The organism is Pseudoalteromonas sp. SaAl2 (genome assembly GCF_052947895.1).
Genome location: NZ_CM129605.1, coordinates 3,756,785 through 3,781,514 on the forward strand (window position 1 = coordinate 3,756,785; position 24,730 = coordinate 3,781,514).

At 42.7% G+C, this 24,730-nt stretch carries 17 protein-coding genes, 1 tRNA gene and 3 pseudogenes; 13 read left to right on the forward strand and 8 right to left on the reverse strand.

The annotated features are described in order from the left end of the window. Nucleotides 1-38: 38 nt before the first annotated feature. Nucleotides 39-749, reverse strand: coding sequence for a YIP1 family protein (locus tag ACU8V8_RS17735; protein ID WP_446888382.1), 711 nt, complete (start codon nucleotides 747-749; stop codon nucleotides 39-41). A gap of 167 nt (nucleotides 750-916) precedes the next feature. On the opposite strand from ACU8V8_RS17735, the gene ACU8V8_RS17740 reads away from it, so the two are divergent. Continuing rightward, the gene (locus ACU8V8_RS17740) at nucleotides 917-1,810 is read left to right on the forward strand and encodes an aldo/keto reductase (protein WP_446888383.1); all 894 of its coding nucleotides are present in this window, start codon (nucleotides 917-919) and stop codon (nucleotides 1,808-1,810) included. Between the two features lie 44 nt (nucleotides 1,811-1,854). Here the strand turns inward: ACU8V8_RS17740 and ACU8V8_RS17745 are convergent, their stop codons facing one another. The 7 genes and pseudogenes from ACU8V8_RS17745 to cysG form a co-directional block, all read right to left on the reverse strand. Next, nucleotides 1,855-2,049 carry a hypothetical protein gene (locus tag ACU8V8_RS17745; protein ID WP_446888384.1) on the reverse strand — a complete coding sequence of 65 codons (195 nt, stop codon included), beginning with the start codon at nucleotides 2,047-2,049 and terminating at the stop codon, nucleotides 1,855-1,857. A 751-nt stretch (nucleotides 2,050-2,800) separates the two neighbouring features. Further along, nucleotides 2,801-3,571 (reverse strand): 3'(2'),5'-bisphosphate nucleotidase CysQ, encoded by a 771-nt coding sequence (cysQ, locus tag ACU8V8_RS17750; RefSeq protein WP_446888385.1) that lies wholly within the window; start codon nucleotides 3,569-3,571, stop codon nucleotides 2,801-2,803. A gap of 3 nt (nucleotides 3,572-3,574) precedes the next feature. After that, entirely contained in the window at nucleotides 3,575-4,174 is a 600-nt protein-coding gene (gene cysC, locus ACU8V8_RS17755; protein WP_446888386.1) for an adenylyl-sulfate kinase, read from the reverse strand. Nucleotides 4,175-4,213: 39 nt separating this feature from the next. Next, the gene (locus tag ACU8V8_RS17760) at nucleotides 4,214-5,938 is read right to left on the reverse strand and encodes an SLC13 family permease (RefSeq protein ID WP_446888387.1); all 1,725 of its coding nucleotides are present in this window, start codon (nucleotides 5,936-5,938) and stop codon (nucleotides 4,214-4,216) included. Between the two features lie 30 nt (nucleotides 5,939-5,968). Next, complete coding sequence (gene cysN, locus ACU8V8_RS17765) at nucleotides 5,969-7,396, reverse strand: sulfate adenylyltransferase subunit CysN (protein ID WP_446888388.1); 1,428 nt, start codon at nucleotides 7,394-7,396, stop codon at nucleotides 5,969-5,971. Beyond that, a complete protein-coding gene (gene cysD, locus ACU8V8_RS17770) occupies nucleotides 7,396-8,295 on the reverse strand; it encodes a sulfate adenylyltransferase subunit CysD (protein ID WP_446888389.1) in 900 nt (299 codons plus the stop codon). Before cysD ends, cysN begins: the two co-directional genes overlap by 1 nt. A 57-nt stretch (nucleotides 8,296-8,352) precedes the next feature. Next, nucleotides 8,353-9,773: pseudogene (gene cysG / locus ACU8V8_RS17775) on the reverse strand (siroheme synthase CysG). A 279-nt stretch (nucleotides 9,774-10,052) separates the two neighbouring features. Between cysG and deoC the strand changes: the two are divergent. The 12 genes and pseudogenes from deoC (at nucleotide 10,053) to rpoC (ending at nucleotide 24,613) form a co-directional block, all read left to right on the forward strand. Then, nucleotides 10,053-10,784: a deoxyribose-phosphate aldolase gene (gene deoC / locus ACU8V8_RS17780; protein ID WP_446888390.1), complete on the forward strand. Its 732-nt coding sequence runs from the start codon at nucleotides 10,053-10,055 to the stop codon at nucleotides 10,782-10,784. Further along, nucleotides 10,774-11,273: pseudogene (locus ACU8V8_RS17785) on the forward strand (hypothetical protein). The gene deoC and the pseudogene ACU8V8_RS17785 overlap by 11 nt, the downstream one beginning before the upstream one ends. A 21-nt stretch (nucleotides 11,274-11,294) precedes the next feature. Then, the gene (locus ACU8V8_RS17790) at nucleotides 11,295-12,143 is read left to right on the forward strand and encodes an SPFH domain-containing protein (RefSeq protein ID WP_446888391.1); all 849 of its coding nucleotides are present in this window, start codon (nucleotides 11,295-11,297) and stop codon (nucleotides 12,141-12,143) included. Between the two features lie 140 nt (nucleotides 12,144-12,283). Further along, nucleotides 12,284-12,360: transfer RNA gene (locus ACU8V8_RS17795), tRNA-Trp, on the forward strand. Between the two features lie 131 nt (nucleotides 12,361-12,491). Next, nucleotides 12,492-12,869, forward strand: a complete 378-nt coding sequence (secE, locus tag ACU8V8_RS17800; protein ID WP_087532505.1) for a preprotein translocase subunit SecE — start codon at nucleotides 12,492-12,494, stop codon at nucleotides 12,867-12,869. A gap of 4 nt (nucleotides 12,870-12,873) precedes the next feature. Continuing rightward, nucleotides 12,874-13,431 (forward strand): transcription termination/antitermination protein NusG, encoded by a 558-nt coding sequence (nusG, locus tag ACU8V8_RS17805; protein WP_087532504.1) that lies wholly within the window; start codon nucleotides 12,874-12,876, stop codon nucleotides 13,429-13,431. 216 nt (nucleotides 13,432-13,647) lie between these two features. Next, nucleotides 13,648-14,077, forward strand: a pseudogene (rplK, locus tag ACU8V8_RS17810) (50S ribosomal protein L11). 4 nt (nucleotides 14,078-14,081) lie between these two features. Then, entirely contained in the window at nucleotides 14,082-14,786 is a 705-nt protein-coding gene (gene rplA / locus ACU8V8_RS17815; RefSeq protein ID WP_087532502.1) for a 50S ribosomal protein L1, read from the forward strand. Between the two features lie 319 nt (nucleotides 14,787-15,105). After that, complete coding sequence (rplJ, locus tag ACU8V8_RS17820) at nucleotides 15,106-15,600, forward strand: 50S ribosomal protein L10 (RefSeq protein ID WP_087532501.1); 495 nt, start codon at nucleotides 15,106-15,108, stop codon at nucleotides 15,598-15,600. A 77-nt stretch (nucleotides 15,601-15,677) separates the two neighbouring features. After that, nucleotides 15,678-16,040 (forward strand): 50S ribosomal protein L7/L12, encoded by a 363-nt coding sequence (gene rplL / locus ACU8V8_RS17825; RefSeq protein ID WP_087532500.1) that lies wholly within the window; start codon nucleotides 15,678-15,680, stop codon nucleotides 16,038-16,040. A 270-nt stretch (nucleotides 16,041-16,310) separates the two neighbouring features. Further along, nucleotides 16,311-20,336, forward strand: a complete 4,026-nt coding sequence (rpoB, locus tag ACU8V8_RS17830; protein WP_446888392.1) for a DNA-directed RNA polymerase subunit beta — start codon at nucleotides 16,311-16,313, stop codon at nucleotides 20,334-20,336. 104 nt (nucleotides 20,337-20,440) lie between these two features. Beyond that, the gene (gene rpoC / locus ACU8V8_RS17835) at nucleotides 20,441-24,613 is read left to right on the forward strand and encodes a DNA-directed RNA polymerase subunit beta' (protein ID WP_446888393.1); all 4,173 of its coding nucleotides are present in this window, start codon (nucleotides 20,441-20,443) and stop codon (nucleotides 24,611-24,613) included. The last annotated feature ends 117 nt before the right edge of the window (nucleotides 24,614-24,730 follow it).

Here is a 24,730-nt window from a genome sequence, read left to right on the forward strand (position 1 = left end):
GTATGTGTAAGTGGGTAAGCGTACTTACCCAATCACTTTTAAATAACAGCAATCACTGTCCAAATTCCATAAATTATAATGCTTGGTAGGGCAGCAAAAAGAATTGCTTTATTTAAGCTAAAGTTAGTCCAACATTTAAGGCCAATAGCAGCTAAAGCAATACCCCAAATATTGAACACATTTAAACTTTCCATCATGGTATAAAACGGGTGACCAAGCTTTAGGCCTAATACTAATTGATTGATAGAGGCGTAATTAAATAAGCTCATGGAAAGTTCGTTAGTACTTGCTGTTAATACTAAAGCGATTACACCTAAGCTAGAAATAATCATGGGCATCATGGCCCAAAAGCCAAAACCATACCATGCACCGTAGCTGTAATTAGCATCTGGGTCTTGTTTTGAGACAAGTAAATAGTACCCAGCAACTAATGCGTTTATTAAGATAATACCGAATATACCACCACCCATAGCAAACCATATTTGGTTGTCTATGCCTTGTTCCATACTTTGGCGAATCATTTTTTGTTCACCAATAGTGGCATCAACACTTGCTGCTGCAACTTGCTCTTCTAATATAAATTGAGGATCAGTATTAGTGTAAAATACATAGGTGCTTGCTAGTAACATTGTTGCAATAAGTGCGAAGGCAAGCCAAGACCAACCCTTTGCTTCTTTAAGGCCATTAAAAGCCTTACTCGGGCTGATAAAAATATCAATACAAGCAGATATAGCATTTGCTGATTTCATTGTTATTATTCCTTTATTTTGTTTTATAGGTACAAACCTTTATTGCTATTAATACCTTAATAAGTAGGTAGAATAAAGCATAAATCATTTGAATGAACGATTAAAGTGTAACGGTATATTAACGCACGCTTAACTCGTTAATTATAAAGGTTAGTGCAGGTAACAATATGAGTAATACAGAACGAAAAATAAATGAGTTAGTCCTTGGATTTTGGCGCTTATTAGATTGGCAAATCACCCCGCAGCAATGTTTAAACTTTCTTGAGCAGGCTATTGAAGCAGGTGTAACAGATACAGATCACGCCGATATTTACGGTGAATATGGTTGTGAGGCTGAGTTTGGTAAGGCTTTGGCGCTTAAGCCAAGCATTCGTGATGAAATTAAAATAATCACTAAATGCGGAATTAAGCCTGCGTTTCCAAGTCTAGGGTTGGCAGGGCAGGCCAGCCACTATGATTCGAGTGCGCAACATATTATTACTTCAGCTCAACAGTCACTCAAGCACTTTAATACTGACCGGTTAGATGTGCTGTTGATTCACCGCCCTGATTATTTAATGCATGCCGATGAAATGGCACAAGCTTTTAATACCTTAAAGCAAAACGGTGATGTGTTAGAGTTTGGTGTATCGAACTTTACACCATCACAGCTAAGTTTATTACAGTCACGTCTGGATTTTGAATTAGTGACAAACCAAGTTGAGTTTTCACCTTATGAAATGAAAGCCCTTGATGATGGCACGTTGGATCAATGTCAGTTGCTCGATATTAAACCTATGTGTTGGTCACCGCTTGCCGGTGGGCGCTTGTTCGCAGAAAACGATGAAAAAGCCATTCGTCTACGCCTTGTGCTTGAACAAGTTGCTAGCGAAATTGGCGCAAGTTCAATTGACCAAGTGGTATATGCATGGTTGTTAATGCACCCAAGTGCGCCATCTGTAGTACTTGGTACGGGCAATATCAAACGTGTTGAATCAGCTGTCGCCGCCAAGCAGTTAAAACTAAACCGCGAGCAGTGGTACCGTATTTGGCAGGGCTCTACAGGGCACAGTGTGCCGTAGAATATAGTGAGTGAGCACAGTTGTGTGCTCACTCTAATAAACAGTTATTGCGCAGCTGCGTTAAGCGCGCGAGCTTTAATATCGGCAGCAAAGGCCAAGCCTTTTTTAAAGCTTGCCTCAGCAACAGCAATATCCTCAACATCACCATTAGCCCCTAAAATTGCCTGACTCAGGGCGTTATATAAATTAGTAACTTGTGTTTGGTATGCCGATTCAATCGCTTTTTCAACAGTCGTCATTATTGTTCCTTATAATTAGTTGTGATTTCATTTTAAGGTACAGCAATAAATCATGCACGAAAAAATTTTAACGCAGAAAGCTTTTCGTTGTTGAGGCCATTTCCTGCGGGGATTTGGGCTTGCGGCTCTATATCTTGTAGGTCAGGCTTTAGTCTGAGAAATGTGACGGGATAAATCCCGACCTACAAAAGAATACAAAATATTAAACCTCTGTGCAGCGCGAAGCGCCTCGGTGAGCTCTGTGGTGAAATTGTCTTTATATTAAACTCCGAGTGAGGTTTTTCGTGGCTGAAGCCATCTCTTACGAGCGGGTGCTAGGCTTACAACTTAGTGCTTAAAACTCTACAGCTTATGGCTAAAACTCTCTGTGCAGCGGGCAGCGCCTCGGTGAGCTCTGTGGTGAAATTGTCTTTAAATTAAACATCAAGTAGGGTTTTTCGTGGCTGAAGCCAACTCCTACAAGCGAAGTGCTGGCTTACAACTTAGCGCTTAAAACTCTACCGCTTATGGCTAAAATTCTCTGTGTAGCGCGCAGCGCCTCGGTGTTCTCGGTGGTGAAATTGTCTTTAAACACTGAGCGAGGTTTTTCGTGGCTGAAGGCATCTCCTTCGAGTGAAGAGTCGGGCTTAAACATGCTGGGTTTCGCCTCGCTCTACCCAGCCTACGTCACTGCACTTTACCCAGCCAACGATGATAAATTTAACGCGGAGCTACTTCAGCTAGCTAACTCGCTAACTTTACTCTTGCTAGCTTATCCTTCTATCACACTCACCACAAAATACGGATTCAAATATTCGTCTTTGCTGTTGTATAGCAGCGGGCTGCCGTCGAGTTTAGTGACTTTTGCACCAGCTATTTCGGCAATAGCATGGCCTGCGCCTGTGTCCCATTCGCAGGTTGGGCCGAGGCGTGGGTATATATCAGCGCTGCCTTCGGCGACTAAGCACAGCTTTAATGAACTGCCTTTTGAGACCATTTCAACGTCATCAAAGCGTTTTACAAATTCAGCTAAATCAGGAGAAGGATGCGAACGGCTGCCGACTACGCGAATTAAGCCTTTATTTGCTTTAGTCGTTACTTTAAGCTCAATGCGTTCATCGCCTTTATCTTTAAATGCACCAATAGCTTCAGCAGCTAGGTAAGAAACCCCAAGTGCAGGGGCATCAACCACGGCTAACGTGGGTTTGCCATTTTCGATTAGAGCGATGTTAACAGTAAATTCGCCGTTCTTTTTAATAAATTCTTTAGTGCCATCAATTGGGTCAACCAGCCAATAACGCTCCCATGTTTGACGCACATCCCAGCTGATATCGGCGCTTTCTTCACTAAGAATTGGAATGTCAGGGGTTAAGTGCTTTAAACCATTAGCGATGACTTTGTGAGCTGCTAGATCAGCGTCGGTTACTGGGCTTTCGTCGGCTTTGTATTCAACGTTAAAATCTTTTTCGTAAATCCCCATAATAGCGCTACCAGCTTGGCGAGCGAGGATTAATACTTCTTCTAGCAGTTCCGTTTGGTTCATGACTTAACCTTTAATAATTTGCTGTTGTTTTAGATACGCTATCAGCTCTTGCACCGATTGGTCTAGGCTATTTTTACTGGTATCTAAGATTATTTCTGGTGAGTTGGGAATTTGATAATCAGAATCTACCCCTGTGAAGTGTTTAATTTCGCCCGCGCGGGCTTTTTTATAAAGGCCTTTAGGGTCGCGGCTTTCACATACATCCAGCGGTGTATCTATAAACACTTCAATGAACTCACCGTCATCGACTAAGTCTCTAACCATATCGCGCTCGGCGCGAAACGGTGAAATAAATGCGGTGAGTACCAAAAGTCCGGCATCAACCATAAGTTTGGCTGTTTCGCCTACGCGGCGAATATTCTCGATGCGATCTTCATCACTAAAGCCTAGGTCTTTACATAAGCCATGGCGTACGTTGTCGCCATCGAGCAAGTAGGTATGAATACCTTGCTGATTAAGTGCGCTTTCAAGTGCATTAGCAACGGTGCTTTTACCTGAGCCAGAAAAACCAGTAAACCACAAAATAGCGGGTTTATGGCTCTTATGTTCACTACGTTGCGCTTTAGTAATGGCATAGTTATGCCAAACAATGTTCTCATCCATTGTAATACTCTCTTACTCTTTATGTGCTAATGCGTTGGCTTAAAACGGGAATACCAGCGGAATAAGGGTTAATACCGTTATTGAATAAATAATAGAAAGCGGTAAACCCATTAATACGTAATCTTTTAGCCGGTAATTGCCCGCGCTGTAAACCATTAAGTTAGTTTGATAACCAAACGGCGATATAAAACTGGCCGAGGCACCAAATGCCACCGCCATAATAAAGGGCAGCGGGTCAACATTAAAGCCAACCGCCAGTGCGTATGCAACCGGAAACGATAATGCCGCTGCTGCATTGTTTGTAATAAGCTCAGTGAATAAAACAGTCATAATAAATATGGCGATAAACGCACCATATGGGCCAAAGTCACCGAGCACATAAAACATTGCATCAGATATCTGCCCAGCTAGGCCTGTGCCTATCATGAGTTTGGCAAGGCCAATGGCACTGCCAACTACTGCGAGTAGTTCAATCGGGAATCGGCGTTTCACTTCGTTTAATTTAATTGTACCGCTAAGCATTAAACCGATGAGCAATACCAGTAAGCCTTTAACAAGTGGCACGATACCAAAAATGCTTAAGCCTAACACGGCTGCAAAGCTGGCAAGCACTAAATTAGATTGCTTTGGCGCTAAATGGGTTTGTAAATCAAGCCCTGAGATATAAACAAACTCGCGCTTTAAATTAGGTAGGGTATAAAAGTCTTTACCGGGAGCAAGAATCAGTGAGTCGCCAGCTTGTAACTGCACTTTTCCAAGGCCACCTTGCAGGCGGTCGTGACCACGGCGAATTGCGATTACTGCGGCATGAAACTGCTCTCGAAAGCGAATCTCTTTAACCGTTTTACCAATAAATTTAGATGACTGACTCACCACCACTTCAACAAGGTGTTCTACGTCTTTTTCGTGTTTGTCATGCACCACTTTTAAGCCATCAAAACGTGTGAGTAGTGGTACTGATTTAATATCGCCAACAAACAGTAATACATCGCCAGATTTAATAATTTGCTGCGGAGTGACCGCGCATATGCGTCTGTCGCCTCGTAATATCTCTGCGAGGAATAAGTCTTTAAGGTCGCGTAGGCCATTTTCTTCTACGCTTTTACCAATCAGTTTTGAGCCTGGCTCTACTTTACCTTCGAGGTAAAAGGGCACAACTTCTTGGTCGTTTTTACCGTTGTCGGGTAAATATTTAAGCATGACTAAAATAGTAATTAGGCCAACACTTAATGCGCCTAAGCCGACTAAGGTAAAGTCGAAAAAACCCAGTGGTGCCATACCAGCATCAACGGCAAAACCATTGACGATTAAATTTGTTGAAGTACCAATTAAGGTAATTGTGCCACCTAAAATAGCGGTGTACGATAAAGGTAATAACAGCTTTGAAGGTGAATGGGTTGGGTTGTCTTTAATTGAGGTAATTAATGACGCAACCACGGCTGTGTTATTAGTAAATGATGATAAAAAAGCGGTCGATAGGCCAAGCTTTGTCACTGAGCTGGTTAAGCTACCTTTAGACAATGACTGGGCTAACTTTTGTACTAGCGTGGTTTTTTCAACCGCGATAGAAACCAACACCAATAACACTAGGGTGATCAGTGATGGATTGGCGTAGTTAATCAGCATATCTTCAAGCTCAATCAGGCCAGCTAAATAGGCGGTGCCAATGGCACCGACAAAAAGCCATGCCGGCTTTAGTCGGGTGCCAAAGAGGCAGCCGACTAAAGTTAGCATAATGCCTGTTAATACTAGCTGTTGATACATGCTTTATGCGTCCTTAACAGGCAGTGTTGATTATTTAAGCTTTGAGATATCAAGCGCTTGCCAATGTGGGAAGTGCTTGCGTACTAAAGCGTTAAATTCAACTTCAAAATCACTAAAGTCACCGCTTTGTTCTTGGCTGGCAAGTGCTTGTTCTACCATGCCTGCTGCAACGGTTAAATTAGACAAACGGTCGATTAAAATAAACGAGCCGGTTTCGTGATTGTTATGATATTCATCAGCTAAAATCGTTTCTGTCAGCTCAAGCGTTACAATGGCAATTTCATTAAGTTGTAGGCTGTCTGCGCTGCCATGCTCAAGCGTGTTCACGTCAATGGTGTGGTCAATCTTCTTAACGATAGCAGATGTATTTTTACTGCCTAACTTAAAGTTATAGCTTTTACCTAGTACCAACGGTGCTTCATGCATCCATACTAGCTTTGCTTGTACTTGGTTAGTAACAGCAATTGTAGAATCAGCTGGAACAATCACATCGCCACGGCTAATATCTATTTCAGTATTTAGCGTGATGGTAATGGCTTGGCCCGCTTGTGCGGTATCTAAGTTACCGTCAAACGTTACCAGCTCTTTGATGCTTGATGTCTTACCCGATGGTAATACTTTTATTGCATCGCCAACGCTTAACTTGCCAGAGGTTAATGTACCTTGAAAACCTCGGAAGTTTAAGTTAGGGCGCACTACATATTGCACTGGGAAACGCGCTTCAAAGCCGGTGTCGGTTTCGGCCGCTGGCGAGTCTTCTAGTAACTCAAGTAGTGGTTTGTCTGTGTAATACGGTGTGTGCTCAGAGCGAGTAACCACGTTATCGCCTTTAAGCGCTGACATAGGTACAAACTTGATGTTAGATACATTCAGTTGCTCAGCAAATTTTAGGTAATCAGCTTTAATGCGCTCATAAACGGTTTCGTCAAAATCAACGATATCCATTTTGTTAATTGCCACAACAAACTGTTTAATGCCCAGTGAGTCACAAATAAAGCTATGACGCTTAGTTTGTACTTGTACACCGTAACGGGCATCAACAAGAATAATGGCGACATCACTGGTTGATGCACCGGTTACCATGTTGCGGGTATATTGCTCATGCCCTGGGGTGTCAGCAATAATAAACTTACGTTTAGCGGTTGAGAAGTAACGATACGCTACGTCAATGGTAATACCTTGCTCACGCTCGGCTTGTAGGCCATCAACCAATAGTGCTAAATCAAGCTCTTCGCCGGCGTTACCGACTTTTTCGTTATCTTTATGCAGTGCAGCAAGCTGATCTTCATAAATTTGGTGACTGTCATGTAATAGGCGGCCAATCAGAGTTGATTTACCATCATCCACGCTGCCACAGGTCAACATACGTAATAGGCTTTTATCTTGTTGGCGAGCAAGGTAGGCGTCGATGCCAATTTCTCTTACTTCGTTAATGGTGTCGTTAGTATTAGTAGACATTAGAAATAGCCCTCACGTTTTTTCTTCTCCATTGAACCTGCTGAATCATGGTCAATGACTCGTCCTTCACGCTCTGATGAAGTCGATAACAGCATTTCTTCGATAATTTCAGTTAATGTGCTTGCTGTTGACTCTACCGCACCGGTAAGTGGGTAACAGCCAAGAGTACGAAAACGTACTGACTTCATTTGTGGTACTTCGCCTTCATTAAGCGGCATACGCTCATCATCAACCATGATCAAGGTGCCATCACGCTCTACAACTGGGCGTTCTTTTGCTAAATAAAGTGGAACCATATCGATGTTTTCTTGATAAATGTATTGCCAAATATCAAGCTCTGTCCAGTTAGATAGTGGGAATACACGAATACTCTCACCTGGGTTCACTTGGCTGTTATAGGTATTCCAAAGCTCAGGACGTTGATTTTTTGGATCCCAACGATGATGTTTATCACGGAACGAGTAAACACGTTCTTTTGCACGAGATTTTTCTTCATCGCGGCGCGCGCCACCAAATGCGGCATCAAAACCATACTTATCAAGCGCCTGCTTTAAGCCTTGAGTTTTCATTATATCGGTATGCTTACCAGAGCCATGGGTGAATGGGCTGATATCAATGGCCAAACCTTCAGGGTTTTTATGGACGAGTAAGTCAAAACCATACTCTTTCGCAAGGCGGTCACGAAATTCAATCATTTCTTTAAACTTCCAGTTAGTATCAACATGAAGTAGTGGAAATGGAATTTTGCCAGGGTAAAACGCTTTACGCGCTAAATGTAAAAGCACCGATGAATCTTTACCAATAGAGTAAAGCATAACTGGGTTTTCAAACTCAGCGGCGACTTCGCGCATGATTTTGATACTTTCAGCTTCTAATTGCTGAAGGTGAGTTAAAGCCATTGTTAGTCGTCCTACTAAAATGATTAAAAGTTAAAATCTAAATAAATAGTTTAATGCTTATGCTACGCCAGTTAGTGGCTGTGCAAAGCTGCTGGTTTGGGCTTTGCGCCAAACCAATGAAGCTCTTCATGTAATGAAGCAACTTCACCAATAATTAATAATGCCGGTGAAATAATGCTGTGACGTTCAATTAAGTCGGCCAGTTCACCTAGTTTACCGGTTACTACGCGTTGATTTTTGCGAGTACCGTTTTCAATAATGGCCACCGGTGTATCTGCGCCTCGGCCATGTTTTAATAACTGCGCTTGAATATGCGGTGATTTGATCACCCCCATATAAATAGCTAACGTTTGGTTTGCTTTAGCCAGTGATTGCCAATCTAATTCTTGACCGTCTTTTTTACAGTGACCGGTAACAAATTGAATAGCTTGTGCATGATCACGGTGAGTCAGTGGAATGCCTGCGTAGGCACTACAACCTGCGGCAGCGGTAATGCCGGGAACTATCTGGTAACTTACGTCATTCGCAGCTAGTACTTGTACTTCTTCACCACCACGGCCATAAATAAATGGGTCGCCACCTTTAATGCGGCACACTTTTTTACCTTGTTTGGCAAAGTCGACCAGCATCTGATTGGTATCTTCTTGAGCAACACTGTGATCGCCTAGGCGCTTGCCTACACATACCAAATCGGCATCACGACGGACTAGGTCCATAATTTCATCAGAGACTAAGTAGTCATAAACTACTACATCGGCTTGTTGCATTAATTGCAGTGCTTTTAAGGTTAATAACTCAGGATCGCCAGGGCCTGCACCAATGACATATACTTCGCCTTCTGGCTCTGGCTTGGCATCAAGTAGCTGTTCAAGCTGCGCGGTTGCTGCATCTGTGTCACCCGTTTGTACTTTACTTACCACTGATGAGTCAAATACGGTTTCCCAAAACTGACGGCGATCGGCAAAGTGTTTAAAGCGTTGTTTTACTTTATCGCGAAAACTACCTACTAGAGTCGCAAGTGGGCCGATATGTTGTGGGATAAGTGTTTCAAGCTTTTCGCGTAAACGACGTGCTAATACGGGGGCTGTTCCGGCACTTGAAATCGCAATAGTGATTGGGTCGCGGTCAACAATTGACGGAAAGATAAAGCTGCATTTAGGCTGGTCATCAACTACGTTAACAAAAATATTGCGGGCGTTGGCAAGTTCAAATACTTGGGCGTTCACGTCTTCAAGATCTGTGGCTGCAATAACCAGCATCATGCCCTCAAGGTGCTGCTCGTTAAAATAGGCTTCAACCAGTGTTACTTCATTATTGTTTGCAAGCTCAATGAGCTCATCACAAAACTCAGGGGCCACTAGAGTAACCGCTGCGCGGGCTTTTAAAAATGCACGGCACTTTCTAAGTGCCACATCTCCACCGCCAACAACCAACACAGGTTTATTGTCTAACTTGGTAAAGATAGGTAAATATTGCATTGTAGTAACACCCCTTAACAACAGTCGTAGCATAAATGCTTTTCAGAAAGGCAGAATATAGCGCTCTATGCGAAGTAAAAAATAATTAAAACCCAGTTTATATAACTAAAAGTTATATGCGGTATGTTAATTTGGCCTAAGGCTTAGTTAACAGGGGATTGCGCCGAGTTACAAGTGATATGGATGTGAGCTGAGTACTTATAGTGTTTGGTTATGAGCTATAGCGAGATTATGGAAATTTGGTAGTATAGTCAGTACTACCGCTATCAGGATAAATTTATGACAACACTATTAGCTGTGCAATTAATGGATTTAACAAGTTTAAATGATGACGATACCACTGCGAGTATAAAAACGCTGGTTGAAAGTATTGAGCCCAAGTTGGGCATACCAGCTGCTATTTGTGTGTATAGTGAGTTTGTCGATGACGCCAAAGTATTTCTCGGTGAAAGAGAGTTAAATCACGTTAAAGTGGCAACGGTGACCAACTTTCCAACTGGGAATAATCCGCTTAATGATGTAATTAATGAAACACTTATCGCGATAGAGCGTGGAGCTGATGAAATTGATTTGGTTTTACCTTATCAAGCATTTATGGCTGGCGAGCATGAGTTAGCCTTGAAATATGTTAAAGCCAGTAAAGAGTGTTGCCCAGAGCATGTGAAATTAAAAGTAATTATCGAATCCGGAGAACTAAAAACACCAGAGCTAATTACTCAAGCGACCCAAATTGCTATTGATGGCGGCGCTGACTTTGTAAAAACAAGTACAGGTAAAGTAGCCGTAAATGCTACTTTGCAAGCGACTAAGATAATGCTGAATGCTATTAAAGGCTCTGGAAAGTTAGTTGGTTTTAAGGCTGCCGGCGGTGTTAAAACAGTCGCTCAGGCCGATGAATATTTGGCACTCGCTACAGATATTATGGGACAAGACTACTTAAGCCCACTGACATTTAGGTTTGGTGCTTCTAGTTTGTTAAGTAACGTTTATGCGATATTAAATGAAGCGTGATAGCGAGCGTGAAAAAATAGCGCTTGAGCATGGCGCAGCTAAATTATTTTTGCAGTGCTACGAAAAAAATACGGCACTAAAATGCGAAACATTTGGCATAACTCACCAAGCAAGCCTGATATTAGTTGTTATCAAGGTGAGGCTAAATTAGATATTGAAATTGCGCACTTGTATGCCAGTGAAATTGAGGCGATGGCTATACTTGGGCGACCACTATCGATTTCTATGCAGCGTGCAATCGCACAGCTGGCTCAAGACCCAAACGACTCTAAATTATGTACCGCCTTACAACGTTTGCTACAACAAAAAGCGACTAAAAATTACAACTCAAAACGGGCTTGGCTATTGATTCGAAATGCAAGCCCATTATGGTCTAAAGCTGATTTTGAAGCTCAGCTTGATAATATCGTAATACCTACTAATCATCCGTTTGAGCAAATTTGGCTCTTATGTGATTTTTATAAAGGTGAATTATTACGTTTGGCATAATAAGTAAACAATAAGAGAAAAATGAAAATGAGAAAGTCAGGGACGCAAGTAGTCGTTAATAACTTAATCAAAGGCGTAATACTTGCCGGCGCGGTTTTAGGTGGCTTAACAGCGTGTACCAACCCAAGCACGCCCGCAGGTCAAGAGGGTTATGTGTACGAAAAGCCAAGAGTATTCGGAGAAGGGGGTTATCAAGGCTCTATGGTTGGCCCTGCTAATTTTGGAATGTCATTGTTACGTAATGAAGTCATAAATATAGATATGCGACCAAATACGTATACTGAAACATTTCAAATACTGGCTAACGATGATTTAAATATTCGGTTTGATTTTCATGCTGTGATTTCGATTGAGACGGGTTCGGTTAAAACCGTAATTGAGCAGTTTGGTGGTGAAAATTGGTATCAACGGTTTGTAAGAGAAACCTTTAGAACCTATGTTCGCGATATCGTGCAAAAATATGATAGTGGAGAACTTAAAACCAATCGTGAAAAAATAGCGTTGGAAGTGACTGTCAGGCTACAAAAATATCTATCTGCGACGCCATTTAATTTAGCAAACGTCGTTGTCGGTAACATAAATTACCCGGCGATAGTTGCCAATGCAGTAGAGAAGAAACTCGCCGCACAGCAGTTGTTATCAGAAAAAGAAACGCAAAAAGAAATTGCTCGTAAGGATGCAGAGATCAGAGTGGAAGAAGCCAAAGGTATCGCTCAGGCACAAAAGATAATTAATGCCACGCTAACACCTAATTATTTACAGCATGAAGCGATTAATGCACAAATGAAAATGGCTGAGTCACCAAATCACACCACAGTGTATATTCCTGTTGGCAACAATGGTGTACCACTAGTGAAAGGGGCTAAATAAGTTATACCTAAACCACCTCAAGAGGTAGTTTGGGTATATTTATTAACTTAGCGGTAAATTAACCGCTAAGATTTTATAATATGGGTATCTTTTACTCTTGTGTTAATGAATTGCGTAAGTATAATAGGCATCCACTTTGCAGGGGCGTAGTTCCAATTGGTAGAACAGCGGTCTCCAAAACCGACGGTTGGGAGTTCGAATCTCTCCGCCCCTGCCAATTTTCTTGTGAGTGGGTAAAGTCTTAGGTTAAAAATCGGTTTAAATAAGTCTGTTTTTAAGTTTAGATTTTAATGGATTAACCCTGCCGTAGTGTAGGGTTGTTGTGTCTGTAGTTAAGGTAATAATATTATGAGCACGAATGTAGAAACGCCATCAAGTGGGATGGATGCAGTAAAGTGGCTTGTAGCAATTGCGCTACTTGCAGGCGCAGTAGTTGGTAATTATATGTATGCAGACCAGTCTGTGTTATTACGTGCTATTGGTGTTGTTATTGCGGTTGCAGCCGGTTTAGGTATTGCTGCAGTAACAGAAAAAGGACGTACCTTCCTTGCTTTTGCAAAAGAAGCGCGTATTGAAGTACGTAAAGTAGTGTGGCCAACGCGCCAAGAAACTACCCATACGACATTTATTGTAATGGTAGCAACTGTGATTATGGCACTTATCCTTTGGGGATTAGATGGCATTTTATTCCGCGCAGTAGGCTTTTTAACTGGATTGGAGATCTGATCCCATGTCGGATGAGAACAACGAAAAGAAACTACGTTGGTACGTAGTACAGGCTTTCTCAGGTTATGAGAAGCGTGTTGCACAAACCCTTCTTGAGCATATCAAGATTGAAGGTTTAGAAGACAGTTTTGGTGAAATATTAGTACCAACAGAGGAAGTTGTTGAGATGCGCGCTGGTCAAAAGCGTAAATCTGAGCGTAAATTCTTCCCAGGTTATGTACTAGTACAAATGGATATGAACGATGCAAGCTGGCACTTAGTGAATAGCACTGCACGTGTAATGGGCTTTATCGGTGGTACATCTGACCGTCCAGCGCCAATCAGCTCGAAAGAAGCTGACCGTATTCTTAACCGCTTACAAGAAAACGCTGAAGCACCTAAACCTGCTACATTATTTGAACCAGGTGAAGTTGTTCGCGTTGTTGATGGCCCATTCGCTGACTTTAGCGGTGTGGTTGAAGCCGTTGACTACGAAAAGAGTCGCGTAAAAGTATCAGTACTTATCTTTGGTCGTTCTACGCCAGTTGACCTTGAATTTGGTCAAGTTGAGCAAGATAAGTAATAAAAATTAGATAGTTTATGCGAAGTGATTTATTACTTTGCATAGGACTTGAAAAAGGCCGCTGATTAACTTATAATCAGCGGCCTTTTTGTATTCAGGGATAGAGTTTCTTGAATTGATTACAAAAAGTACGAAACCAATTTTTAAACTGGGAAGCCGCTAGAGTACGCGTCCTCGCGCGCACAAGGCTAAGACCCACCTAATGAGGTATTTATAATGGCTAAGAAAGTTGAAGCTCTAATCAAGCTACAAGTTGCTGCTGGTATGGCTAACCCTAGTCCTCCAGTAGGTCCAGCACTAGGTCAACACGGTGTAAACATTATGGAATTCTGTAAAGCGTTCAACGCACGTACAGAATCTATCGAAAAAGGCGCTCCAGTTCCTGTAGTGATCTCTGTTTACGGCGACCGTTCATTTACGTTCGACATGAAAACGCCACCGGCTGCTTACTTACTTAAGAAAGCTGCAGGCATCAAATCAGGCTCAGGCCGTCCTAACACTGAAAAAAGTAGGCTCGGTTACTCGTGCTCAACTTGAAGAAATCGTTGAGACTAAACGACCTGATCTTACAGCGGCTGATTTAGACGCTGCGGTTCGCACTATCGCAGGTTCTGCGCGTGCGATGGGCTTGAACGTAGAGGACTAAGATAATGGCTAAATTAACTAAACGTATGCGTACTATCCGCGAGAAAGTGGAAGTAACTAAAGATTACGAAATTAACGAAGCAGTTGCTCTTTTAAAAGAGTTAGCGACAGCTAAATTCGTAGAAAGTGTTGACGTTGCCGTTAACCTTGGTATCGATGCTCGTAAATCTGACCAAAACGTTCGTGGTGCAACTGTACTACCTAACGGTACTGGCCGTGACGTTCGCGTTGCAGTATTCACACAAGGCGCTAACGCAGAAGCTGCGAAAGAAGCCGGTGCTGAGCTTGTAGGTATGGAAGATCTTGCTGATCTAGTTAAGAAAGGCGAGATGAACTTTGACGTTGTTGTTGCATCACCAGACGCTATGCGTGTTGTTGGTCAACTAGGTCAAATCTTAGGCCCACGTGGTCTAATGCCAAACCCTAAAACTGGTACTGTAACACCTAACGTTGCAGAAGCAGTTAAAAATGCTAAAGCTGGTCAAGTGCGTTACCGCAATGACAAAAATGGTATCATCCACACTACTATTGGTAAGGTTGATTTCACAGCTGAGCAACTTCAAGAAAACCTTGAATCTCTTATTGTTGCGCTTAAGAAGGCTAAACCTTCTCAAGCTAAAGGTACTTACGTGAAGAAAGTAACTATCTCTACAACAATGGGCGCAGGTGTTTCTGTAGACCAAGGCACTTTAAGCACAACTGTAGCTTAATAGGTGTTTACATGGCGTGAAATTTGTACTATAATTTTGCGCCATTTTGTTGAATAATTTAATTACTCAGCAAAGTAAAGAATTCGGGTTGAAGTCCATAATTTCGGTGCGCCTTCGGGTAAAGCGATAAATTGGGCTTCCGTCCAAGACCGTAGGTGGTTTAGGCCTTAATTTTACCTACGTAGACGGTGTGAATCCCCAGATAGATTTTTCCTAATCTTCTGGCTCTCGCCGTAAAAAGCATCTCCATCACATGTGATGGGGAAGAGTAAAACAGGGAAGCCGATAACGGTAACCCATTAAACCAGGAGTAACACCCATGGCTTTAAATCTTCAAGGCAAAAAAGCAATTGTTGCTGAAGTCAACGAAGCAGCCACTGGTGCTCTATCTGCAGTAATCGCAGATTCTCGTGGTGTAACAGTTGGCGCAATTACTGCCCTTCGTAAAGAAGCTCGTGAGAACGGTGTTTGGATGAAAGTTGTCCGTAACACTCTAGCAAAACGCGCTATCGAAGGAACAGATTTTGAGTGCCTTAACGATTCATTAGTTGGTCCAAGCTTAATCGCTTTCTCATCAGAGCACCCAGGTGCTGCTGCGCGTATCTTCTCAGATTTCGCGAAAAAGAATGAGAAATTCGAAATTAAAACGGCCGCTTTTGAAGGTAATGTAGTAGATGCAGCTATGCTTGCAACTCTACCTACATACGACGAAGCTGTTGCACGCTTAATGAGCGCTATGAAAGAAGCGTCTGCTGGCAAATTGTGTAAAACAATTGAAGCAGTACGCGTACAGAAAGAAGAGCAAGCTGCTTAATTTTAAGCTGTTTAAACTCTCTTTCGGTGTAAAATTTTTTTGGACCTTTGAGTCCGTTAATTATTAGGAAATTTGTAATGTCTGTAACTAAAGACCAAATCCTTGACGCAATTGCTGAAATGTCAGTAATGGACGTTGTTGCTCTTGTTGAAGCAATGGAAGAAAAATTCGGCGTAACTGCTGCAGCTGCTATGGTAGCAGGTCCTGCTGCTGAAGCTGCTGAAGAGAAAACTGAATTTGACGTAATCCTTACTGGCGCTGGCGCTAACAAGGTTGCGGCAATCAAAGCTGTACGTGGCGCAACTGGCCTAGGCCTTAAAGAAGCGAAAGCTCTTGTTGAAGCTGCTCCAACTCCAGTTAAAGAAGGTATCTCTAAAGAAGAAGCTGAAGCTCTTGCTAAAGATCTTTCTGAAGCTGGTGCTGAAGTTGAGGTTAAGTAATCTAGCTTTTGCTAGGTTCGCTGTCTGAGAAATCAGGCAAGGGCTGGTGATTATTTAATCACCGGCCTTTTTGCGCTATATAGCGACTATTCTTTATAGCGCAAATAAAATCTGATTTTCTCTTTACTTTCAACGCTTTATAGTTTGCTAGTGTTAAAGTGGGAGTTTATCGGAACAACAATTAAATGTTGTACATCTTGGCATAGATGCCAGTTAAGTCTGTTCTTACAAGAACAGGTCGGGTCAAAGATCAGCAAGCTGAGGAACCCCATGGCTTACTCTTATTCTGAAAAGAAACGTATCCGTAAGGATTTTGGTAAACGTCCACAAGTATTGGATATACCTTTCTTACTGTCGACGCAGTTAGAATCGTTTAAAAAATTCTTAGTCCCGGACGCTGATGGCGATCATGGTTTGGAAGCAGCCTTCCAATCTGTGTTTCCAATCAAAAGCTACTCGGGAAATTCTGAGCTTCAATACGTAAGTTATCGTATTGGTGAGCCAGTTTTCGATGTAAAAGAATGTCAAATTCGCGGTGTGACTTATTCTGCTCCACTTCGCGTGAAACTGCGTCTTGTAGTAATGGACAAAGAAGCTCCAGGCACAGTTAAAGACATTAAAGAGCAAGAAGTTTACATGGGCGAAATTCCGCTCATGACCGATACCGGTACCTTTGTAATCAATGGTACAGAGCGTGTTATCGTTTCTCAGCTACACCGTAGCCCTGGTGTATTCTTTGATAACGACCGCGGTAAAACTCACTCATCGGGTAAAGTACTATATAACGCACGTGTAATTCCTTACCGTGGTTCGTGGTTAGACTTTGAGTTTGATGCAAAAGATAACTTATATGTACGTATTGACCGTCGTCGTAAATTACCGGCGTCTATCATGTTGCGTGCACTTGAGTACACGACTGAAGAAATCCTTGAGATGTTCTTCGACACCACTGCGTTTGAAGTAACTGACGGTAAAGTTCTTATGGAACTTGTGCCTTCACGTTTACGTGGTGAAACCGCTGCCTTTGATATTAAAGGTGAAGACGGTGATGTGCTGGTTGAAAGTGGCCGTCGTATTACTGCGCGTCATATCAAGAGCATTGAGAAAAAAGGCATTACTCAGTTAGAAGTACCACATGAGTACATCATTGGCCGTGTTATTGCGAAGAACTACGTTGACGAGTCAACGGGTGAGATTATCGCAACTGCTAATGACGAACTAACACTTGAAGTAATGGCTGAGCTTGTTAAAGCAGGTCACACTAAGATTGATACTTTATATATCAACGAAGTTGACAGTGGTGCATACATTTCAGATACCTTACGTATCGATTCAAGCACTAACCGTTTAGAAGCACTTGTAGAAATTTATCGCATGATGCGCCCAGGCGAGCCACCGACGAAAGACGCGGCTGAAGCCTTATTTGAGAACTTATTCTTCTCAGAAGAACGCTATGACTTATCTACTGTAGGTCGTATGAAGTTCAATAGCCGTGTTGGTTATGACACTGACACAGGCCCTGGCACATTAAGCAAAGAAGACATCGTGTCTGTTATGAAGGTATTAATTGCTATTCGTAACGGTCAAGGCGATGTTGATGATATTGACCACTTAGGCAACCGTCGTATCCGTAGTGTTGGCGAAATGGCTGAGAACCAATTCCGTGTAGGTTTAGTACGTGTAGAACGTGCTGTACGTGAGCGTTTAAGCTTAGGTGACCTTGATGCGGTAATGCCACAAGATCTAATTAATGCTAAGCCTATTTCGGCAGCGGTTAAAGAGTTCTTTGGTTCATCTCAGTTATCACAGTTTATGGACCAAAATAACCCGCTATCAGAAGTAACGCATAAGCGTCGTATTTCTGCATTAGGTCCGGGCGGTCTAACGCGTGAACGCGCTGGCTTCGAAGTACGTGACGTTCACGTAACTCACTATGGTCGCGTATGTCCAATCGAGACTCCTGAGGGTCCAAACATCGGTCTAATTAACTCATTGTCTACGTATGCACGTACAAATGACTATGGTTTCTTAGAAACACCTTACCGCAAAGTGGTAGACGGTGTTGTAACTGATGAAGTTGATTACTTATCAGCCATTGAAGAAGGTCAGTTTGTTATCGCGCAGGCGAACTCAAACTTAACTGAAACCAATGAGTTTGTTGATGAATTAATCCCATGTCGACACAAAGGTGAATCAACCTTTATGGGTCGCATGGACCAGCAATATATGGATGTATCACCACAACAGGTGATCTCTGTAGCGGCAGCACTTATCCCGTTCCTAGAACACGATGATGCTAACCGTGCATTGATGGGTTCAAACATGCAACGTCAAGCAGTACCAACATTGAAAGCGGATAAGCCGTTAGTAGGTACAGGTATTGAGTTAACACTAGCGAAAGATTCTGGTGTAACGATTGTTGCAAAACGTGGTGGTGAAGTAATGTATGCTGACGCAAGTCGCATCGTTGTTAATGTACATGAAGAAGAACGCATCCCTGGTGAAGCGGGTATCGACATCTACAACTTAACTAAATACACCCGTTCTAACCAAAATACATGTATTAACCAAAAACCAACTTGTATGGTTGGCGAACCGGTTACTCGTGGCGATGTGTTAGCAGATGGTCCTTCGACTGACTTAGGTGACTTAGCCCTTGGTCAAAACCTTCGCGTGGCATTCATGCCATGGAACGGTTATAACTTCGAGGATTCAATCCTACTATCAGAGCGCGTAGTTGAAGAAGATCGTCTAACGACTATCCACATTCAAGAACTACAGTGTATTGCCCGTGATACTAAGTTAGGTCCTGAAGAGATCACAGCAGATATCCCTAATGTAGGCGAATCTGCACTAGGCAAACTTGATGAATCAGGTGTTGTTTATATCGGTGCTGAAGTTAAAGGCGGCGATATCCTAGTAGGTAAAGTGACTCCGAAAGGCGAAACGCAATTAACACCAGAAGAGAAGCTACTACGTGCGATCTTCGGTGAAAAAGCGTCTGACGTTAAAGACAGCTCATTACGTGTACCAAATTCTGTAACTGGTACTGTAATCGACGTGCAAGTTTTCACCCGTGATGGTGTTGAAAAAGACAAGCGCGCGCTAGAAGTTGAAGAAATGCAACTTCGTGATGCGAAAAAAGACTTTAATGAAGAATTCCGTATTCTTGAAGCAGGCGTGTTAGACCGTGCTCGCAAGTTACTTGTAGCTGCTGGTCAAAACGAAGAACAATTAGCGACACTTAATGCTGAGAAGCTACTAACTCAAAGCCTTGCTGAAGAAGATAAGCAAGCTGAACTTGAACAACTAGCTGCACAGTACGATGAGCTTAAAGCTGAATACGATAAGAAGTTTGAAAACAAACGTCGTAAGATCACTCAAGGTGATGACTTAGCACCAGGCGTACTTAAGATTGTTAAAGTATACCTAGCTGTTAAACGTCGTATCCAACCGGGTGATAAGATGGCGGGTCGTCACGGTAACAAAGGTGTTATCTCGACTATCGTACCAGTAGAAGATATGCCATACGATGACAAAGGTCGTACGGTAGATATCGTACTAAATCCACTAGGTGTACCATCACGTATGAACATCGGTCAGATCCTTGAAACACATATGGGTCTAGCTGCACGTGGTATCGGTGAGCGTCTAGAAGAAATGATGAAAGAACAACGTGAGCTTCATGAGCTACGTGAATTCATCAAGCAAGCCTACGAGATCGGTGATTGCCGTCAAAAAGTAGACATTGCTAGCTTCTCTGATGATGAAGTTCGTCGCTTAGCTGAAAACTTAAAAGGTGGTTTACCAATCGCTACTCCTGCATTTGATGGCGCGAAAGAAGACGAAATCAAAGACATGCTTGAGTTAGGTGGCTACCCAAGAAGTGGTCAGGTTACACTTTATGATGGCCGTACTGGTGATCAGTTTGAACGTCAAGTAACAGTAGGTTACATGTACATGCTGAAACTAAATCACTTAGTTGATGACAAGATGCATGCACGTTCAACTGGTTCTTATAGCCTTGTTACTCAGCAGCCGCTGGGTGGTAAAGCACAGTTCGGTGGCCAGCGTTTCGGTGAGATGGAAGTATGGGCACTTGAAGCATACGGTGCTGCTTACACTCTACAAGAAATGCTAACAGTGAAATCGGATGACGTGAACGGTCGTACTAAGATGTATAAAAACATCGTTGATGGTAACCATAAAATGGAACCAGGTATGCCAGAATCGTTCAACGTATTGTTGAAAGAAATCCGCTCACTGGGTATCAACATCGAGTTGGAAGAAAATTAAGCCAATTAGGTGCTGTAGTTAGAACTACAGCACCTGTTACGGCCGAATAGAATGTAGGGGCGAGATTATCCGCCCTCAAGATTAACTCCGACAGGAGAGCTAAGGTGAAAGACTTACTTAAGTTTCTGAAGCAACAAAATAAGACCGAAGAATTCGATGCAATTCGCATTGGTCTTGCTTCACCAGACATGGTTCGTTCATGGTCATACGGTGAAGTAAAGAAACCTGAGACTATTAACTACCGTACTTTCAAGCCTGAGCGCGATGGCTTATTCTGTGCCCGTATTTTCGGTCCAGTGAAAGATTATGAGTGTTTATGTGGTAAATATAAACGCCTTAAACACCGTGGTGTGATCTGTGAAAAGTGTGGCGTTGAAGTAACACTGACTAAAGTGCGTCGTGACAGAATGGGTCACATCGACTTGGCAAGCCCAGTTGCGCATATTTGGTTCTTAAAATCATTACCGTCACGTATCGGCTTAATGCTTGATATGACGCTTCGTGATATCGAACGTGTTCTTTACTTCGAATCATTCGTAGTAACTGAACCGGGTATGACAACGCTTGAGCGTGGTCAACTATTAGGTGAAGAAGAATACCTAGATGCACTTGAAGAGCACGGTGATGAATTTGAAGCGAAGATGGGTGCTGAAGCAGTATTAGACTTGCTTCGTGAACTCGATCTTGGCCAACTAATTGCTGAGATGCGTGAAGAGTTACCAACAATTAACTCTGAAACTAAGCGTAAGAAGATCACTAAACGTCTTAAATTAATGGAATCGTTCCACCAATCAGGTAATAACCCTGAGTGGATGATCATGACAGTACTTCCAGTATTGCCACCTGATCTACGTCCATTAGTACCACTAGACGGTGGTCGTTTTGCGACTTCAGATCTAAACGACCTTTACCGTCGTGTTATTAACCGTAATAACCGTCTTAAGCGTCTACTAGATTTAGCAGCACCAGACATTATCGTACGCAACGAAAAACGTATGTTACAAGAAGCGGTAGATGCGCTACTTGATAACGGTCGTCGTGGTCGTGCAATTACAGGTTCTAACAAGCGTCCGCTTAAATCTCTTGCTGATATGATCAAGGGTAAGCAAGGTCGTTTCCGTCAGAACTTACTTGGTAAGCGTGTAGATTATTCAGGCCGTTCTGTAATCACGGTTGGGCCTACACTTAAGCTTCACCAATGTGGTCTTCCTAAGAAGATGGCACTTGAGCTATTCAAACCATTTATCTATGGCAAATTAGAGCGTCGCGGCATGGCTACGACAATCAAAGCTGCTAAGAAAATGGTAGAGCGTGAAGTTCCGGAAGTATGGGATGTATTAGACGAAGTAATTCGTGAACATCCAGTATTACTTAACCGTGCACCAACACTTCACCGTTTGGGTATCCAAGCGTTTGAACCTGTGCTTATCGAAGGTAAAGCAATCCATTTACACCCATTAGTATGTGCGGCTTACAACGCCGACTTCGATGGTGACCAAATGGCGGTACACGTACCGTTAACGATTGAAGCACAGCTAGAAGCACGTGCGTTAATGATGTCGACTAACAACATCTTATCGCCTGCTAATGGTGAGCCAATCATCGTTCCTTCACAGGACGTTGTATTGGGTCTTTATTATATGACTCGTGATCGCATTAATGCGAAAGGCGAAGGTACTGTATTTAAAGATCCAAAAGAAGCAGAAAAAGCATACCGTAGTGGCAATGCTGAACTTCACGCTCGCGTAAAAGTTCGTATTAGCCAATCAGTGAAGAACGAAAATGGTGTAGTAGAAGATACTATCACTATCATCGATACCACTGTTGGTCGTGCAATTCTGTCTCTAATTTTACCTAAAGGCATGCCGTTTGAGTCAATCAACCAAGCATTAGGTAAAAAGCAGATTTCTAGCTTATTAAACGAGTGTTACCGTCGTCTAGGTCTAAAAGACACAGTTGTGTTTGCTGACCAAGTTATGTACACCGGTTTCCACTACGCAATGAAATCAGGTGTTTCAATTGGTATCGATGACTTAGTTATCCCACCAGTTAAAGCATCAATCATTGAAGCAGCAGAAGCTGAAGTAACTGAAATCAACCAACAATTCCAATCTGGTCTTGTAACGGCTGGTGAAAAGTACAATAAAGTTATCGATATCTGGTCACGTGTAAATGAAAACTTATCACGTGAAATGATGGCCAACTTGTCAAAAGACACGGTTATCAATGCGAAAGGTGAAGAAGAAGAGCAACCGTCATTTAACTCAGTGTTTATGATGGCCGACTCAGGTGCTCGTGGTAGTGCCGCTCAGATCCGTCAGCTAGCAGGTATGCGTGGTCTAATGGCACGTCCAGATGGTTCAATCATCGAGACGCCAATCACGGCTAACTTCCGTGAAGGTCTAAACGTACTTCAGTACTTCATCTCAACGCACGGTGCGCGTAAAGGTCTTGCCGATACAGCACTTAAAACAGCGAACTCGGGTTACCTAACGCGTCGTCTAGTAGACGTTGCACAAGATTTGGTAATCAACGAAGACGATTGTGGCACAGAAGATGGCTTAACAATGAAACCACTAATTGAAGGTGGTGATGTTGTAGAAGCACTTCGCGAACGTGTTCTTGGTCGTGTTGTTGCTGAAGATATCGTTATTCCAGGTACTAATACAGTACTTGTTGAACGTAATATCATGCTTGATGAAAAACTGTGTGACCTTCTTGAAGAGCACTCAGTGGATGAAGTTCGTGTACGCTCAGTTATCACCTGTGATAACGACTTTGGTGTATGTGCTAAGTGTTATGGTCGTGACCTAGCACGTGGTCATATCATCAACGCGGGTGAATCAGTTGGTGTTATCGCGGCACAATCAATCGGTGAGCCGGGTACACAGCTTACGATGCGTACATTCCACATCGGTGGTGCGGCATCAAGAGCGTCTGCTGAAAATAATGTACAAGTTAAAACTAACGGTACATTAAAACTGCACAACGCTAAATATGTATTAAATACAGACGGTAAGATTGTTATTACCTCACGTTCTACTGAGATCACTATCATCGATAGCTATGGTCGTGAGAAAGAGCGTTATAAAGTACCTTACGGTGCGGTATTAACAGTTCAAGATAATGCTGAAGTTCAAGGTAACGACATTGTTGCTACTTGGGACCCGCATAGTCACCCAATCGTTCTTGAGCATAAATCAAAAGTATCGTTCAGCGATATCGATGACTCGAATACAGAGACACAAACTGATGAATTAACCGGTTTAACTCGTATTGTTGTTAAAGATCTTGCTAAAGCGAATGCGAAAGAGCCTAAGCTTATCATCGAAAGTGAAGAGCGCGGCTTGCAAGAAACACGTCTTCCTTCATTCACTACGATTGAAGTAACAGATGGTGCGACTGCAAACCCTGGTGACGTGTTAGCACGTATCCCGCAAGAAGGTTCGAAAACTCGTGATATCACGGGTGGTCTACCACGCGTAGCCGACTTATTTGAAGCGCGTAAACCTAAAGAGCCAGCTATCTTAGCTGAGATCACAGGTACTATTAGCTTCGGTAAAGAGACTAAAGGTAAGAAGCGTTTAGTTATTACTCCACCTGAAGGCGATCATTACGAAGAAATGATTCCTAAGTGGCGTCAACTTAACGTGTTTGAAGGTGAGCAAGTGTCTAAAGGTGAAGTTATCGCCGATGGTCCTGAATCACCACATGACATCTTACGCCTACGTGGTGTAACTCATGTTGCTAACTACATCGTTAACGAAGTGCAAGAGGTTTACCGTTTGCAAGGCGTTAAGATCAATGACAAACACATTGAAACAATTATCCGTCAGATGATCCGTAAATGTACCATCCTTGACGGCGGCCATAGTGAATTCTTAGCCGGTGAGCAAATTGAAGTGGCACGCGTTAATATCGCAAACCGCGACTTAGAAGCTCAAGGCAAGTTACCTGCTAAGTATGAAATCCAATTAATGGGTATCACTAAAGCATCACTAGCCACAGAATCTTTCATCTCGGCAGCCTCGTTCCAGGAGACAACTCGTGTCCTAACAGAAGCCGCTGTAAATGGTAAGAGCGATGAACTTCGCGGTCTTAAAGAAAACGTAATTGTGGGTCGTTTGATCCCAGCCGGTACCGGTTTTGCGTATCATCAAGATCGTATGGCACGTCGTAAGCAAAGTTTAGTTGTTGAAGAGCAAACAGTAAGTGCAGAAGAGGCGACTCAAGCACTAACAGATGCTTTAAACGCTGATTTATCTGGAAATCAATAAACTTAATCTAATCAATAGATTAGATTTTAGCAAGGCAGATATCTACTGCCTTGCTAACGGTTTATGTTGACAGGTTAATCTTTGCTCATTAAAATTCCGCCACCCATTTACCTGCGC